The sequence below is a fragment of the Rothia sp. HMSC068E02 genome, assembly GCF_001813565.1.
GTDB lineage: Bacteria > Actinomycetota > Actinomycetes > Actinomycetales > Micrococcaceae > Rothia.
In genome coordinates this window covers 84,593-101,174 of record NZ_KV812882.1, presented here as the reverse complement: position 1 = coordinate 101,174, position 16,582 = coordinate 84,593, and the positions used below count along the sequence as shown (strand labels likewise).

Here is a 16,582-nt window from a genome sequence, read left to right as displayed (position 1 = left end):
CCCCCCCCCCCCCCCCCCAAAAAAATTCAGGAGTACTCTTATTACTTTTGGGTTGGGGGATTCTCCGGCCTTCACCCTTGTGAGCGTGTAGAACGCTCTTGACCGAACAGCACCTGGATAAGAAAGCGCATGTCCTCTAAACTCTCACCCCGTCAGAAGCAGAAGCTCTTCCGCTACGCACAGTACGCCCTTCTGGCAGTTATCGCCCTGGCAGCCATTCTTTTGGCTGACTGGAAGACCCTCAGCCAGCAGGTATTCAACCTGGACGTTGCGGCTCAGCAGTTCCCCGACGTCATCACCGTGGCGTTGAAGAACACCCTGCTGTACACCACCTTGGGCTTCATCGTGGGCCTCTCCGGCGGTCTGCTGCTGGCACTGATGCGTATTTCCTCTATCGCCCCCTACCGTTGGATTGCGACCCTGTACGTGGAGCTTTTCCGCGGTATCCCGGCGCTGCTGGTTTTCTTCGCGTTCGGTTACGGTATTCCCCTGGCGTTCAAGATTCGCTTCGTGGATAATCTGATTCCGGTGACCCTGTCCCTGGGTATGGTTTCGGCAGCTTACATTAGTGAGGTTCTGCGTGCGGGCCTGCAGGCGATTCCGAAGGGCCAGATGGAGGCGGCACGCTCCCTGGGTATGTCCCACACTCGCGCGATGATTTCGATCATTATTCCCCAGGCGTTCCGCGTGGTTCTGCCCCCGCTGACCAACGAGGTTATCTTGCTGACCAAGGACTCCTCCCTCGTGTACCTGCTGGGCGTGACGGTTTCTCAGTACGAGCTGGCGAAGTTCGGTCGTGAGGGCCTGACCGCCGCTAACGCGGGCCTGACTCCCCTGGTGGTTGCGGGTCTGTGCTACCTGATTATCACTGTTCCGCTGGGCCAGCTCTCCGCATACTTTGAGCGCCGCACCCAGCTTGCGGGCCGCAAGTAAGCGCAACGACAGATACGGATTACGGAAGATACTATGACTGCTTCAACTTCATCCATGGCCGCCTCCTCGGTGCGCATTTCTAACCTGCACAAGTCCTACGGCAAGGTTCAGGTTCTCAAGGGCATTGACATGCAGGTCAAGCCGGGCGAGGTCGTGTGCCTTATCGGCCCTTCGGGTTCCGGTAAGTCCACCCTGCTGCGTTGCGTGAACCTGCTGGAGGAGCCGAACGACGGCACCATCATGGTGGGCGATACCGAGGTCACCGACCCGGACGTAGACATTAACCGCGTGCGTACCCACATGGGTATGGTGTTCCAGCAGTTCAATCTGTTCGGCCACCTGAACATTCTGGATAACTGCACAATCGCTCAGATTAAGGTTCTGGGCCGTTCCAAGGCGGAGGCGGAGGCGGTTGCCCTCGAGCAGCTCGCCAAGGTTGGTCTGGAAGGCAAGGAAGACCGCTTCCCGGCTCAGCTGTCCGGTGGTCAGCAGCAGCGTGTGGCTATTGCGCGTGCGCTGTCCATGAACCCGGACCTGATGCTCTTCGATGAGCCGACCAGTGCACTCGACCCGGAGATGGTCGGCGAGGTTCTGAGCATTATGCGCAACCTTGCTGACGAGGGCATGACCATGATCGTGGTGACTCACGAGATGGCGTTCGCCCGCGAGGTCGCCGATAAGGTCGTCTTCATGGCCGATGGCGTGGTCGTGGAGGAGGGTCCCGCCGATCAGGTGATTGGCAACCCCCAGCACGAACGTACTCAGGCTTTCTTGGCGCGCGTGCTCGATCCGACCCACGCCGTAGTAGACTAGTACTAGCTCTTGAAAAACGTAGCGGGCGGTGCTGTACGAAACATTCTGTTTCGCGCAGCACCGCCCGCTTTTTAATGTTCTAGTTCGCGGCTATTTCGGTTCTAGAAGATACGGCGCGCAACCTTGTCAAAGAGACGGTCGGGCAGCACGGTATGCAGGAACACGGAGGGCTTAGCGCCGAATCCCACGAGGTAGCGGGTCTTGGGGCGGCGCGCCTCCAGGGCTCGCAGAATAGCGTTAGAGATAACCTTGGGCTCTGAGAGGTTGGAGGACGGCGAGTAGAGCTTACGCATATTTGCCGCAACCCGCTGCGCCTGAGCCGCGTAGACACCGTTTCGGGAGGATTCCTCCAGGTGGTCTGCCGCGATGAGTCCCCAGGGGGTCTTAATGCCGCCGGGCTCGATAATGACCACGTCAATACCGAACTCTTCAACTTCCATGCGCAGTGCATCGCTGAACGCCTCGAGGGCGTACTTGGTGGCGTGGTACCAGGCTCCCAGGGGCATGGTAATGCGCCCCGCCATCGAGGAGATGTTCAGGATGCGCCCGCGACCCTGTGCGCGCATATGCGGCAGCACCAGCTGGGTGAGGCGCGCGAGGCCAAAGAGGTTCACCTCGAACTGGTGGCGTGCCTCGTCGATGGGGACGTCTTCAATGGCGCCGTAGGATCCGTAGCCGGCGTTGTTGATGAGCACGTCAATGCGACCTTCTGCATCAATAATCTGCTGTACGGCGGCTTCCATGGACGCCTCATCGGTAACGTCCAGACTGAGCGCTTTCACGCCCTCGGAGGCGAGCTCTTCAATCTTCTCAACGCGGCGGGCAGCACCGTAGACGGTGTAGCCGTAGCGCACCAGTAGCGGCGCCACGTCGTAGCCGATACCGGAGCTGGCGCCGGTGAGAAGAACAACGGGGCGTTGCAGTGACTTGGGCATTGCGTATCCTTTCGGGTTGCTCCCCTTTCGGGTTGTTCCCTGCAGTGGTAGCGGGCATATTAGCGGGCGGGTACTTTCAGGGTACGCTCACGCGGGGTGAACCGGCGTGCAGAAAGCTCAGGGCGTAGCGTGAGGGTATTCTCACCGGCATATGTGAGGGCAGGAAGACAGAGAAAAAGCTCGCCGCGGCATCCTGTGCAGATGCGGCGGCGAGCTAAGGTTTTGGGGTCAGGGGTTTAGAGGCCGGGGTTTAGAGGCCGGGGATTAGACCTCTTCGACGTCGATGTTAACCTTGGGTTCGGGGTGCGATTCGCCGGTCAGCATGGTCACTAGCAGGGTGGAGTCCTTCACGGCGCGCAGGGAGTGCAGCAGCTTGGCGGTCACGTGAATCGGCTTGCCGGGTACCAGGGTAATATCGCGGTCCTTCACGTGGAAGATAACTTCACCCTTGAGCACCTGCACGAAGACGGGGTGGACGCTGTGGTGCTCGTGCCAGGACTGGCCTGCAGCCAGTTCCATGAGGGTCAGGTTGCCGCCGTCGGCATCAACGATCTTGCGGGCCTGGGGCTTATCTTCAAAGGGGGTCAGCGCTTCGGTGAGCTGGGGGAATACGAGGACGCGGCCTTCATGGGCACCTGCCATGGTACGCACCTTTCTCTTCAGGGGTGAGTGAAAGGGGGCACACACCCCCTCTCTAATATTGGTATTAAAAATACTAAATTTCTTATATTGTATTCCCCTCCCCGCACCCGGACAATATCTCAGCTCACATCAAGCTGAAACATCCCGCGCAGAGAGGGGAACAATACTTACTGGTAGCTCCACACCTTCGAATAGGCGGAGCGATTACTATTACGCGGACGCAACAGGTTCACCATCAACGCCGTCGTACCAAAGCTCACCGCAATAATCATGCAGGTCGCCGCGGTAAACGCACCACCGGGAATCGGCGCAAAAATCGCAATCAGATACAGGATGACCGCGCAGAACGACAGGAACAGCGTCGCAATCGTCATCAACGGCACCAGCACCAAACCACCGCGCGCCGGCACCGCAAAATCTGCCGGACGCACATAACGCAACACGCCCATACCCACGACCGTCCAGATGGCGGTGACCAGAATAGCGGTCACCACATCCGCCGGGCGATGCCAACCGTTAATAATCGTGGAGGCACCCGTCAGGCAGGTCGCCAACGCCGCGCAGAGAGCCACCGTGGGCCGCAAGAAACGAGGCGCCGCTAGGAAGAGCGCCGCGCCAGCCGCCGCCGCGAAGGTCGTGTGGCCGCTGGGCGCCGAGTTGCTCAGCGCCTCCTGAACACCCAGGTCGGGCTTCACAATCAGGTAGTGCTTGAGCAGATATGTACTCGTCACCGCCGCAGCCCCAACTAGCACGCCAATCAGCGAGGGCAGGAACCGGTGCTTCCAAATCAGCACCGCAATCAGACCCAGCACCGCAATCACACCAACAATCGTGGGCAAAGAATCCAGCGCAGTCAGGGTCGGACCGCGGTAACTCTTGAACTGATGCGCATACTCGGTGTACGCCTGCTCATCAACCTGCTGGCCGGTCGCCGTGTAAATGAAGAACACAAACGCACCGTAGAGAGACAGACCCAAGAACAGCAACGCCATCACGTGACGCATCAAAATACCGGTACTCGGAAGATGGTGCCCCTGCTCTTCGCCGGGACGATTCACAGGGCGGCCCGAAGCATCCACGGGAACCTGACCGGTCTGCACATACGCACCGTTCGGGTAGGCGGCGGCAGGATACGCCTCGGGAGGATAAGCCACCGGCTGCGGAGGTGCCTGCGGAGGCATCGCACGCGTGGGAAGAGGCTGCTGCGCGCCCATCTGAGGCGCACCCATTGGGGAGGCACCCATCTGATTGTTCAGCGGGAAACCGCTCACCGGAGGCTTCGGCGGATCGAGGCGGCGCGTAGCCTGCATCAGCTCATCCGCGCTGTAGTTCCCCTGAGAGGCGCGTTCCTGCGGCGAGGGAATCGTCTCAGGAATCTTAATGGGGGCACGGTAAACGCGCGGCAAAGGACGGGTCGCACCAATAACCTCTGAGGTGTCGGGGTGCGAAGAAATAACTTCGGTATTCGCCGATTCAGCGTTCGCGGAACCGGTATTCATGGAACCTGCAGGCGCAGTTTTGTTAGCCGGCGAGGAACCGTAATCCGTCAAAACTTTCGTGCGGTCATCACTGTGCGCAGTAGCAGGGGTAGCCGTCTCGTGGGAGGCGAGCACCTGGGTAGCGTCCTGATAATCAGAAAGCACCGCAGTCGGGTCCTGATAATCGGAGAGAACCGCAGTCTCATCAGAGGAAAACACCGTAGTGGGCGCGTTATCGGCAGCGGCTGCACGCACGTCATCGGGGTGAAGCACACTGGTAGCGTCGAGGTTTTCGGAGCTCTCCCAACCGGAGTTTCCCGAACCTGATGTATTCGCTTGCGGTGTCTTCTTCATAACCCTTCGTACCTTCTCGCCCTCATGTCTGTTAGCCATACCCGAGCCCGCCGATGCCAGCCCCTCAAAACAGTAGCCCCCAAGCTGCCGTTTTATGCGAAGCACCGTCCGAGTTCTCGGGCGAATAACTACCTACTATCCCAGGTTAAGCTATGAAAAACTAAAGTTTTTTCGACCACAACCTGAGAGTTTCCAGAGAATGCGTGACAGGGTGCGAGCGCACCCACCCGCCCCCGGAATGTTATGGTGAGCTCATAGCGCATCACAGAAGGGCAGATACCTTGAACACCAGTATGAGCGTGCCGCCTCTCGGCTACGGTTTTCACCTCACGAACACTCCCCTGCCGCCGCTACAGGAGGTTCTGGAGAACCTGTTCACGGTCGAAATTCCGATGACGGTCACCTTCCGTGGGGTCAATAGCCGCCAGAGCGCGCTGATTTGCGGCCCGTACGGCTGGGGCGAGTTCGCGCCCTTCCTCGAGTACGGTCCGCAGGAGTCTGCGGCGTGGCTTGCCTGCGCGCTGGAGGCGGCGTGGCTGCCCACCCCGGAGCCGGTGCGTACGCGCATCCCGCTGAACGCCACTCTGCCCGCAGTACCTGCGGAGCGTGTGCCGGAGGTGCTCGCCAAGTACGCCGGTGATATTCAGGAACTCAAAATCAAGGTGGCTGAGAAGGGCCAGAGCCTCGCCGACGATATTGCCCGTGTAGCGGCGGCACGAGAAGCACTCCCGAATGCACGCCTGAAGGTGGACGCAAACATGGGCTACACTTTCGCCGGTGCCCTTGATGCGCTGCGCAAGCTCTGCGAGTACGGCATTATCTACGCCGAGCAGCCCGTGGCATCCATTGAAGATATGGCGGCGCTCCGCTTTGCCATTGCCAAGGAGGGGCTGCCCGCCCGCATTGCCGCAGACGAGTCGATCCGCAAGGCGGAAGACCCGCTGAAGGTGGCGCGCGCGAACGCCGCGGACCTCATGGTTATTAAGGCGGCACCGCTGGGCGGTGTACGCCGTGCGCTCGCGCTGGTTGAGCAGGCGCAGCTTCCGGCGGTGGTTTCTTCTGCGTTGGAGTCTTCGGTGGGCATTGGTGTCGGTGCGTCCCTGGCGGCTTCCCTTCCGACTTTGAAGTACGGGTGCGGTCTGGGCACGGTCTCCCTCATGGCTGAGGACGTCACCGATGAGCCGCTCATCGCCCGTGACGGGTTCATGGACCTGCGCGCCATCACCCCCAGCCCGCAGCGCCTGGAGCGTCTTGCCACCGATGAGCAGACCCACCAGTGGTGGGTGGAGCGCGTCACCGCCTGCTACCGCGTTCTGGAACGCACCGCTGATCTGTAACGGTTAGCGGTGTAACGGTTAGCACTGTAACGATGAGGTCGTGAAGGGTAACCATAACTGAAGGAAAATGCCCTCGGCATTAGAATGGTACGGTGACTGAAAACCGCTCAACCCCCGCCATGCTCACCGCAGTATCCGTGCTCGATTCGCTGATTCGTGCCGGTATGCGGCATGTTGTCGTGTCTCCGGGATCCCGTAGCGCACCTCTTGCGTACGCTATTGCCGCCGCCGCTGAAGCCGGCGCCCTCATTGCGCACGTGCGCGTGGACGAGCGAAGTGCAGCCTTTACCGCCCTGGGTATTGCCAAGGCGTCCGGTCAGCCCGTGGGCCTGGTGTGCACCTCCGGTACGGCACTGGGCGAGTACGTGCCCGCTGTCATGGAGGCGTACCACACCGGCGTGCCCCTGGCGGTGCTGAGCGCGGACCGCCCGGAGCGTCTGCGCGGTAGCGGCGTGAATCAGACGACCCGTCAGGCGAGTTTCTTCCATCCTTTTGTGCGTGCTGAAGCCGATCTGACCTCCTACCCCGAGCAGGTGGAGGGCGAGCAGACTCAGGCTTTTGCCGCCTGCTTGAATGCGCTGACCGGTCGTAGCGCCGAGCACTGGCGCAAGCAGTCGGCGGAGCCGATTGGCCCGGTGCACCTGAACATTTGTTTCGATACGCCGCTGACCCCCTCTGGCCGTTTTGCGCAGATGCTTCCGCAGTGGGCGCAGAGCCTGCTGGAGGATTACGACCCGCAGGCTGAGGGCCGTGCCCGCGCCGCCCGCGCCGAGGGTTCGGGGCTCTCCAGCGCTGAGCAGCGTTGGCTCCTGGACTCCTTGGAGGCGCAGGCGGACCTGGCGGAGTTCACTCCGGCGCACCGCACCGTGGTGGTTGCCGCTGACGGTGCCGGCGAGTTTGCGGCTGAGTTCGCGCGCGTGCTGAACCTGCCGCTGTTTGCGGAGCCTTCCTCCGAGGCGCGCCACGGCGCAACCTCCATTCCTCACTACCCGCAGCTGCTCGCTGATGGTTCGTTCGCCCCCGCCGCGCAGATTGAGCGTGTGGTGCTCTTCGGCCACCCGACGCTTTCGCGCCCGATTACCGCATTGCTGGAACGCGAAGATATTCAGTGCGCGTTCTACGCCCCGCGCCGCGCCAGCTGGTACGAGCCGGGCGCTCGCTCCTTCGTGGAGCTGCCGACCCCGCGCGAGCTCGCCGAGTTTGCGTGCGCATCCTCTGCTACCGCTGATGAGCTGGTGGACGAGCTGAGCTGGCTAGAGCAGTGGGTTGAGCCCGCCCGCGAGCTGCAGGATGAGCGCCTGCGCGCCATTGCCGCCTACGAACACCCCGGTGCTGAGAGTTCAGTAGGCAGCGCTGAGAGCTCGGTTGACTACACCGATTACCGCAACCGCACCGCCGGCCGCTCCTACGCCCGCCGCGTCTGGAAGGATGCGGTGGCTCAGCGTCGCCTCATGGTGTTGGGCTCCTCTAACCTGGTGCGTGATTTGGATGCGGCAGCCCCCGCCCTGGGTGAGCCCGCCCCCGCACGCGTGTTCGCCAACCGCGGTCTTGCCGGTATTGACGGCACGATTGCGACCGCTATTGGTGTGTCCCTGTCGGGCTACTACCCCGCCGGCGTGGATGAGAACTCCCGCCCGGTCGTTGGTGGTGCCGCCCTGCCGGTGACCCTGCTGTGCGGCGACCTGACCTTCCAGCACGATGTTTCCTCACTGAACCTGCCGAATACTGAGCTTCTGCCCGAACTGCGCGTTGAGGTCTTTGACGATGCCGGCGGCGGTATTTTCACGACCCTTGAACACGGTGATATGGCTCGTCAGGCGCAGTTCACCGCCGCGGTAGACCGCTTCTTCACGGTGGCTGCCGCACCGAACACTGACCTGGCACGCATGGCCGCCGGTTTCGGCACCGAATCCGGCATTGAGGTGCGCATTCACACACCCTAAAGCCGCGCGTAAAGGCGGCAGGCTAAGCCCCGTGCGCAGGGTTGACCGATATACTAAAAACTACCTGTGCCGTAGCCTTCCGTGGCTAAAAGTTAGCCGGTCGTAGCGGTTTCACTCGCCGTTACCTTCGCGTTTTCCTGCGCACCTGCTGACTCAAGGCACCCTATCTATCATTGATCAACATTCACGCTCTCACCGCTAACGCATACCGCGCTCGACCAGGGGTTTTACCCCGGTGAGTCCGGTGCATGCGGCGGACGTCGCTCCCAAGGATTCTCATGAGCTCACTCGATATTATTGTTGCTGTCCCCTCCGGAGCCGGTTGGGTTCCCGTACACGCCATGGCGGAGCTTCTCGCCCGCTACACCGGCGGCACCGTGCACACCGTGGATGTGGGCGCATCCCTCAGCAAGGAAACGAAGCTTCTGGCGCGCCTGCCCCGCCTCAAGGGCGGTTCCAATCGTTGCCTGGTGATTGCTTCTGATCCCGGTCAGCTGTACGCCATTTCGCAGCGTTCCTTCGCGTTCCGCCGCTACGGCGCGGTCTACGGCTGGGTGATTGATAGCTTCTGGGATGACCGTATTCCTGCGGTGGCTAAGTCCTCCACCTACGACCGTATTTTCGTTGCGGATGTTGACGACGTTCAGCCCTGGACTGCCGCGGGCGTGAAGAACCCCGGCGTTCTGCCCTGGGGTGCGGATGTTTGGAGCAAGTTCAGCGACCGTCTGGCTACTCTGGGCTCAAAGAGCACCGACCTGCTGCGCGTGGGCCGTCAGCCCGCCGCCTACGAAGATGACGAGGCGACCGCCGCCCTCGCCGCTGAGCTGGGTCTGAGCTTTGAGGGCCGCCCGCCCTTCGGTGCAAATGACCGCGAGTCGGCTCAGCATCTGCAGGATTCGCTGAACCGCGCGAAGTTCCTGCTGGCGTTCTCCACTTCGGTCAGCCCGGCGCCGTACACTCACCCGACCAAGGAGTACATCACCGGTCGTTGGACCGATGCCCTGGCTTCGGGCGTGACCGTGGTCGGCAAGGTTCCGAACACCACCACCGTACGTGAAATCCTTTGGGATGGCGCGACCATCGACATTGATCATGCGGATGCACGCGCGGGCCTCGCGCAGGTTGCCGATGCGGTCTCCCGTTGGACCCCCGCGCAGGGTGAGCAGCAGATTCGTCAGGCGCTGCAGCACCTGGATTGGCGTCACCGTTTCGTGCAGCTTTGCGAGGCAATGGGTGAAGTCCCGGCTTCTTTGCAGGCTGATTGCGAGGCAATGCGCGCCCAGTACGTTCAGCGCTAAATACGTGCCCTAAGGTTATGGGTATATAAAAGGTGAGGGCTGGTTTCTATCATAGAAACCAGCCCTCACCTGTATTTATGCCCCATGAGGCATATTGCATACGGGGTTTTAGTACGAAGCCTGACCCAGAGTAATCGGACCCGTGAAACCACTGGTATCCGGGTGATCCGCTTCGAGGTACGCCGCCACCGGTGCATTCTCCAGCTGAGCCAATCGATCCAGCAGGAAGCGAGTCGCACCCGGCGCATACGGCAGCTTATACATTGCCGCGGTAGTTGCTTCATCCTCACGGTCCAGAGTGGAGGAACGAATCGACTCAATAGCGGTCACCATGGTGTTACGCTCACGCTCCACGAAGGTGCGGTCCACCGGCTCACCGTTACCGGGCACATACACGCGGTAGCGATCAAATTCGAGCACGGCACCGAGAGTATCAATCCAGCGATCCGGGAAGGAATCCTCGAAGTAGGGGTCGGTACCCTCTTCAATCAGACCGCCCATGAAGAGCACATCTTCAATGCCGACCAGAATGTCACCGTCGGTGTGGCCGGGACCCATGTACATGAGGGTTGCGCTACGCTCACCCAGGTCAATGGGGGTAAAGGTAATACCGTCACCGCTATTGGCGACCAGGCGGTTGGGGACAATAATATCGGTGGCTGCACCCTGGTGGTGCGCCATTTCCGGTTCCAGCGTCTCGACATAGGGACGCTGCGCCTCACCGTATTTACGGATTGCACGCGCGGCGCGAGGATGCGCCCAGAATTCTTCGGTACCCATTGCCGCGAAAACATCGTTGCCGAAGAAACGCTCATAGTGACCGTGAGTGTTTACGACGGTGATAGGAAGGCGCGTGAGACGGCGAACCTCATCATAGATTTCGGTTGCCTGACGGGGACCTGCGCCGGTATCCACGACAAGTGCCCGTTCCAGTCCGAGGACCAGTCCGGTGTTCAGTCGGTAGTTGTCGGTCGCAATACGGTACACGCCGTCTGCGAGTTCAATAGTACGAGCCATAGATACAACCCTACTGTAATTTTTGGCGACTGAGGGGCTATTCGGGCTTCTGGAGAACATATTTTTGCACTATTGCACGCTTCTAAGGGGATGAAAGTGCATCATTCTGCATAATTCAGCCTCTACGGACAGCTGATACGTGATGCTTGACAACCTCCACAGATTGATTAGGAGGGTAGCGCGTTCCTCCTGCTAGTCCAGCGCCGGTTAGGAGCCAGTGAGCAGTCAGTGAGGAGCCCGTGGGAATCTGAGCAGGAACCAGAAATTCGCGCCCTATAGGATAGGAGTATGACTTCTTCCTCTAGCCCTTCCTCTGCTCAGCCTGTAACTCAGCCGTTCCCCAGCGGCACCGGACGCTACGCCCCCTCCCCCTCGGGTGATTTGCACCTGGGTAATTTGCGTACCGCCATTTTGGCATGGGCTATGGCGCGCCGCGGCGGCAAGCCCTTCTACCTGCGCGTGGAGGATTTGGATCGCGTGCGCCCGGGCGCGGCGGAACGCCAGATTGCTGACTTGGCGACTCTGGGCCTGGATTGGGATGCGAGCCCCGGCACCTCGACGGAGCGTATTGAGGGTAGCGAAAGCACCGAGGGCAAGGAGGCAGGGGTGCTGTATCAGAGCACGCGCCTTGCCGCCTATGAGCAGGCGGTTCAGCACCTACGAGAGGCGGGCCTCGTGTACGAGTGTTACTGCACCCGCCGCGAAATTCAGGAGGCGTCGAGTGCCCCGCACGGTGCACCGGGCGCCTACCCGGGTACCTGCCGTGAGCTGACGGAAGCACAGCGACAGGAGCGCCGTACCCAGCGTCCGCCGGCTCTGCGTCTGCGCGCCGAGTGCACGAGCTACACGGTGCAGGATGATTTTTACGGTGCCTACACGGGGCTGGTGGATGATTTTGTGCTGGTACGCAATGACGGCACCTATGCCTATAACCTGACCTCCGTGGTGGATGATGCCTTTGTGGGGGTTGAGCAGATTGTGCGCGGTGATGATCTACTCCCTTCGGCGCCTCGCCAGTCGTATTTGGCGCAGCTTTTGGGTTTGGCACAGCCGCGTTACGCGCATGTGCCGCTGGCGCTGAACGAGGAGGGCAAGCGCCTGGCGAAGCGTGACGGTGCGGTGACTCTGCCGCAGTTGCGTGAGGCGGGCGTTGAAATCCCTACGATTTTGGGGTGGATTGCCGCATCTATTCCGGTGTATAACGCCGATGGCTCCACCCATTCGGCGGATGTTCCGGTGCCCAATGCGGCAGCGATTTTGGAGCGTTTTGATCCGGCTCGTATGGCTACTGAACCATGGGTTGTGAGGGATCTCTAAGCCTCTGTGACATTGTCGTGTAACAGTTCAACACTCCGAACGGCTTTTAAATTTTTCGTTTAATTCGTTTTAGATGCATATGCCATTGAGCGTTTGCGTTGCTTTTCAACTACATATCTTTCACTCAAGTGCCCGAAACCCTGAAATTCAAGGATTTTTCGGGCACTTTTTCGCACACGCTCCCACAATGACCCACGTGTACGACCATGGATTTTACACAGAAAATACATATTTATTCCATAGATCCTCACCCCTAAGCGTCAAATAGACTTTATTTTCAGTCCTTCAAAGCCTAGACTGTATCCTATGCCACTCATAAAGTTATGGGGTAGCGCATAAATACACACAGGCGCACACTACCACTAGGAGAGAAGGAACATTATGGCCGCGAGTACATACCAGGTCATCGCGCTGGCGATTTATTTTGTTGCCATGATCGCAATCGGCCTATGGGCAAATAGCAAGAACAACAGCCTCGACGACTATGTGCTGGGCGGGCGTCAGCTCTCCCCCACCGTCGCCGCACTCTCAGCGGGCGCCTCCGACATGTCCGGTTGGCTCCTCATGGGTCTGCCCGGCGCCGTCTACCTCAGCGGCCTCTCCCAGGCATGGCTCGCCGTCGGCCTGACCATCGGCGCATGGTGCAACTGGACGTTCGTGGCACCGCGACTGCGTAGCTACACCGAAGTAGCAGGCGACGCAGTGACCGTCCCAGTCTTCCTGAGCAACCGCCTCCATGACACCAAGCGCGTGCTGCGCATCGTCTCCGGTGTCGTGATTCTGGTATTCTTCACCTTCTACGTCTCCTCCGGTATGGTGTCCGGCGGCCTGTTCTTCAAGTCTTCCTTCGGTCAGGAATACCACACCGGTATGCTCCTGCTGGCAGGCATCACCGTGTTCTACACCTTCTTCGGCGGCTTCATGGGCGCATCCTACACCGACATGGTTCAGGGTCTGCTCATGCTCGCAGCACTGATTGCCGTTCCGGTTGTCACCATCATTGACCTCGGCGGCGTGGGCCCCGTGGTTGAGTCCATCAGCCAGGTTCGCCCCGACGCCCTCAGCATCTTCGCGGGCACCACCTTCGCCGGTATCGTTTCGTCCCTCGCATGGGGTCTGGGCTACTTCGGTCAGCCGCACATTATTGTGCGATTCATGGCAATGCGCACCCCCGCGGACGCTAAGTCCGGCCGCCGCATCGGCATTAGCTGGATGGTTCTGACCGTGTTCGGCGCACTGAGCGGCGCGTTCATGGGTATCGCATACTTTGCACGCCACCCCGAGGCGTCCCTCACCAACCCGGAAACCGCTGAGTCGGTCTTCCTGGACCTCGCCCAGATTCTGTTCCACCCCCTCATTGCGGGCCTAATTCTGGCTGCGGTTCTGGCGGCAATTATGTCCACCCTCTCCTCGCAGCTGATTGTGTGCTCCTCCGCTCTGGTGGAGGACCTCTACGGCATCTTCTCCTCGAAGAAGCTCAGCGCAGGCAAGTCCCTGTGGCTCGGTCGTGCAGGCGTGGCAATCGTGGCGCTGGTCGCTGGTGCCCTGGCGTGGAACCCGAACAGCTCCATCCTGCAGCTGGTCGCATTCGCGTGGGCGGGCTTCGGTTCGGCATTCGGCCCGACCGTTCTGCTCTCCCTCTACTGGCGTAAGCTGACCACCCAGGGTGCACTCGCCTCCATGATTACCGGTGCCGTTGTGGCATTCGCGTGGGGCCAGAGCCCGATGAAGTCCGTGCTCTACGAAATGGTTCCCGGCTTCGCTTCGGCGCTGCTTGTCGCCATCGTGGTTTCGCTCATGACCTACAAGAAGAACGACGCCATTGACGAAGAGTTCGACCGCGCGGTAGAGCTCGCAAAGGTCAAGTAGCCCACAAATAATCGAGACCGGGTAAGGTTCCTTACCCAACCTCTACGGCCCGGACCGCACACACGCGGTCCGGGCCTTCTTATATGCTTGGGCAACCCATGCCACAACCTCAGACAACGCCCGGGCAACGTAGAATAGGGTCTATGACTGCACAACTTCCCGAAAAGGTCTCGGACATCTTCAACCCCGCCGACTGGCGCGTCGTCGAAGGCTTCGAAGACTTCACCGACATCACCTACCACCGCCAGGTTCAGCGCGACGAAAACGGTGAAATCCTACGCGATCTGCCCACCGTGCGCATCGCATTCGACCGCCCCGAGGTCCGCAATGCATTCCGCCCGCACACCGTGGACGAACTCTACCGCGCCCTCGACCACGCCCGCATGACCTCCAACGTAGGTACCGTACTGCTCACCGGCAACGGCCCCTCCGCCAAGGACGGCGGCTGGGCATTCTGCTCCGGCGGCGACCAGCGCATCCGCGGCCGCGACGGCTACCACTACGCCAGCGGCGACACCGCAGAAAGCATCGACCCGGCACGCGCAGGCCGACTGCACATCCTGGAAGTGCAGCGCCTCATCCGCACCATGCCCAAGGTTGTTATCGCACTCGTCTCCGGCTGGGCTGCAGGCGGCGGCCACTCCCTGCACGTGGTAGCCGACCTGACCATCGCTTCCGAAGAGTACGGCAAGTTCAAGCAGACCGACGCAACCGTCGGCTCCTTCGACGCAGGCTACGGTTCGGCGTTGCTCGCACGCCAGGTGGGTCAGAAGTTCGCCCGCGAAATCTTCTTCCTCGCCAAGGAATACGACGCACAGCGCATGTACGAAATGGGCGCAGTCAACGACGTAGTCCCCCACGCAGAGCTCGAGAACAAGGGACTGGAATACGCGGCGCACATTGCCCGCCAGTCCCCGCAGGCAATCCGCATGCTCAAGTACGCCTTCAACCTGCCTGATGACGGCATGCTCGGCCAGCAGGTCTTCGCCGGTGAGGCAACCCGCATGGCGTACATGACCGACGAGGCTGTGGAGGGTCGTGACGCATTCTTGCAGAAGCGTGACCCGGACTGGTCCAACTACCCCTACTACTTCTAAGAGACAGCCCCTTTTCTGCAGAAGTAGATTCAGATGCATAGGCTCGGAGCCGGATTCAACCCTGAGAACCTCAGCTAAGAATCCGGCTCCGGCGCATTTGATGCCGCACCGGCATATGACACCGGCGCATGACAGCACGCAGCCGCTAAGGATTTAGCCATGATGAATACCCCCGTACCCGGGCTCGTCCCCTCCCCCGCTCCGCAGGAGGCAGCCCTGCACCCGCAGGCGGTACAGGTGCGCGCCGACCAGCCCGCCGACCCGCACACCATGCTGGGCGCCTTTGAGCAGCTACTGGGCGGGTACGCGGCGGATGCTGGTGCGGGCGCGGCTGCGGAGCCTATTGCCCTGGTGGTGGGCACCTCCGGATCCACCGGAACCCCCAAACGCACCGCACTGACCGTAGGCGCCCTTGCCGCCAGCGCGGTAGCCACCGAGAACTTTTTTGAGGCGAACGCTGACGCCGCCTCGCAGTGGTTGCTGGCTCTTCCCGCGCACTATATTGCCGGTGCGCAGGTGCTCGCCCGCTCCGTGCTCGCCGGGACCTCCCCGGTCATTGCGCGTTCCGTAACCGAGCCGGTGCACTTTACCCCGGAGGTATTCCTGCAGGCGGTTGAGCGAATGAGCTCGGCACGCCGGTTTATCTCCCTGGTGCCCACCCAGCTACATAAGCTCCTTGAAAGCGCGGACGCCAACCCGCACCTGGGCGCTGAAATTCACGAGGCGCTCGGCTCCTTCACCGGAATCCTGCTCGGAGGCGCCCCCGCCAGCGCCGACCTGCTCGCCGCCTCCACCGCGCTGGGGCTAAATACGGTGACCACCTACGGTAGTGCCGAAACCGCCGGCGGATGCGTCTACTCCGGCTCCGTACTGCCCGGCGTGCGGGTGGAGCTCGTACCGGAAGAAGGCATGCCCGCCGTACCGGATATTGAGGGGAAGCCGGCGAATGAAGAGTCTGTGCAGGTGGGCCGTATTTGGATCAGCGGTGCGCACCTCGCCAGCGGCTACATTGGCGACGCCGCCCGCACCGCCGAGCACTTCTTCACCGCCGCCGACGGCACCCGCTGGTACCGCACCGACGACTACGGGCTGCTGAGCCCTGTAACGGCTCCCGACAGCAACGAGAACTGTAACGAGCAGCGCCTGCAGGTGCTCGGTCGTAGCGACGACGTGCTCATCAGCGGAGGCGTAAAAATCTCCGCCCGCGCCGTGGCGGCCGTCCTCGAAGAGCACCCCGCCGTACGCGAAGCCTGCGTAGTCGGCCTACCCGATGCCCGCTGGGGCACCGCCATAGCCGCCGCGGTCACCCTCGTACCTTCTGCCGATGCCGCGGCTGCGCCTACCGAGAATCGCCTCGCCCTGAACGAAGAACTCTGCACCCTGCTGCGTGCCCACTGCGCCGAAAAGCTCGGCGCACCCGCCGCGCCCAAGCAGCTGAGCATCCTGCCGGATTTCCCGCTCACCAGCACCGGCAAACCGGACCGCGCAGAAATATACAGTATCCTGGACAAAGACTACCGTCAGGGCTAAAGCAGGCTCATCCACGGGT

The 16,582-nt window shown here is 61.1% G+C and carries 13 protein-coding genes; 9 read left to right on the top strand and 4 right to left on the bottom strand.

The window, feature by feature from the left end:
• The first annotated feature begins 129 nt into the window (after nucleotides 1–129).
• Together HMPREF2919_RS02120 and HMPREF2919_RS02115 are read left to right on the top strand one after the other, a co-directional pair.
• Entirely contained in the window at nucleotides 130–933 is an 804-nt protein-coding gene (locus tag HMPREF2919_RS02120) for an amino acid ABC transporter permease (RefSeq protein ID WP_005504788.1), read from the top strand.
• A gap of 33 nt (nucleotides 934–966) precedes the next feature.
• Complete coding sequence (locus HMPREF2919_RS02115; protein ID WP_070666021.1) at nucleotides 967–1,746, top strand: amino acid ABC transporter ATP-binding protein; 780 nt, start codon at nucleotides 967–969, stop codon at nucleotides 1,744–1,746.
• Between the two features lie 101 nt (nucleotides 1,747–1,847).
• Here HMPREF2919_RS02115 and HMPREF2919_RS02110 read toward each other — a convergent pair whose 3' ends face one another.
• The 3 genes from HMPREF2919_RS02110 to HMPREF2919_RS02100 form a co-directional block, all read right to left on the bottom strand.
• Entirely contained in the window at nucleotides 1,848–2,681 is an 834-nt protein-coding gene (locus tag HMPREF2919_RS02110; protein ID WP_070666018.1) for an oxidoreductase, read from the bottom strand.
• Between the two features lie 264 nt (nucleotides 2,682–2,945).
• Complete coding sequence (locus tag HMPREF2919_RS02105; protein ID WP_049341046.1) at nucleotides 2,946–3,323, bottom strand: cupin domain-containing protein; 378 nt, start codon at nucleotides 3,321–3,323, stop codon at nucleotides 2,946–2,948.
• 167 nt (nucleotides 3,324–3,490) lie between these two features.
• Complete coding sequence (locus HMPREF2919_RS02100) at nucleotides 3,491–5,155, bottom strand: phosphatase PAP2 family protein (protein WP_070666015.1); 1,665 nt, start codon at nucleotides 5,153–5,155, stop codon at nucleotides 3,491–3,493.
• 293 nt (nucleotides 5,156–5,448) lie between these two features.
• Between HMPREF2919_RS02100 and HMPREF2919_RS02095 the strand changes: the two genes are divergently transcribed.
• The 3 genes from HMPREF2919_RS02095 to HMPREF2919_RS02085 all read left to right on the top strand — a co-directional run bounded on the left by HMPREF2919_RS02095 (nucleotide 5,449) and on the right by HMPREF2919_RS02085 (nucleotide 9,733).
• On the top strand, nucleotides 5,449–6,492 hold the full coding sequence (locus tag HMPREF2919_RS02095) for an o-succinylbenzoate synthase (RefSeq protein WP_070593764.1): 1,044 nt from the start codon (nucleotides 5,449–5,451) through the stop codon (nucleotides 6,490–6,492).
• A 92-nt stretch (nucleotides 6,493–6,584) separates the two neighbouring features.
• On the top strand, nucleotides 6,585–8,435 hold the full coding sequence (gene menD / locus HMPREF2919_RS02090) for a 2-succinyl-5-enolpyruvyl-6-hydroxy-3-cyclohexene-1-carboxylic-acid synthase (RefSeq protein WP_070593766.1): 1,851 nt from the start codon (nucleotides 6,585–6,587) through the stop codon (nucleotides 8,433–8,435).
• Nucleotides 8,436–8,713: 278 nt separating this feature from the next.
• Nucleotides 8,714–9,733 carry a glycosyltransferase gene (locus HMPREF2919_RS02085; protein WP_070593769.1) on the top strand — a complete coding sequence of 340 codons (1,020 nt, stop codon included), beginning with the start codon at nucleotides 8,714–8,716 and terminating at the stop codon, nucleotides 9,731–9,733.
• A gap of 108 nt (nucleotides 9,734–9,841) precedes the next feature.
• Here HMPREF2919_RS02085 and HMPREF2919_RS02080 read toward each other — a convergent pair whose 3' ends face one another.
• Nucleotides 9,842–10,750, bottom strand: coding sequence for an MBL fold metallo-hydrolase (locus tag HMPREF2919_RS02080; RefSeq protein ID WP_070593770.1), 909 nt, complete (start codon nucleotides 10,748–10,750; stop codon nucleotides 9,842–9,844).
• A 288-nt stretch (nucleotides 10,751–11,038) separates the two neighbouring features.
• Between HMPREF2919_RS02080 and gluQRS the strand changes: the two genes are divergently transcribed.
• The 4 genes from gluQRS (at nucleotide 11,039) to HMPREF2919_RS02060 (ending at nucleotide 16,563) form a co-directional block, all read left to right on the top strand.
• Entirely contained in the window at nucleotides 11,039–12,067 is a 1,029-nt protein-coding gene (gene gluQRS, locus HMPREF2919_RS02075; protein WP_070666012.1) for a tRNA glutamyl-Q(34) synthetase GluQRS, read from the top strand.
• Between the two features lie 381 nt (nucleotides 12,068–12,448).
• Entirely contained in the window at nucleotides 12,449–13,936 is a 1,488-nt protein-coding gene (gene putP / locus HMPREF2919_RS02070) for a sodium/proline symporter PutP (protein WP_049341036.1), read from the top strand.
• 143 nt (nucleotides 13,937–14,079) lie between these two features.
• Nucleotides 14,080–15,033 (top strand): 1,4-dihydroxy-2-naphthoyl-CoA synthase, encoded by a 954-nt coding sequence (locus tag HMPREF2919_RS02065; protein ID WP_049356266.1) that lies wholly within the window; start codon nucleotides 14,080–14,082, stop codon nucleotides 15,031–15,033.
• A gap of 159 nt (nucleotides 15,034–15,192) precedes the next feature.
• Nucleotides 15,193–16,563, top strand: a complete 1,371-nt coding sequence (locus HMPREF2919_RS02060) for an AMP-binding protein (protein ID WP_070666008.1) — start codon at nucleotides 15,193–15,195, stop codon at nucleotides 16,561–16,563.
• Nucleotides 16,564–16,582: the final 19 nt, after the last annotated feature.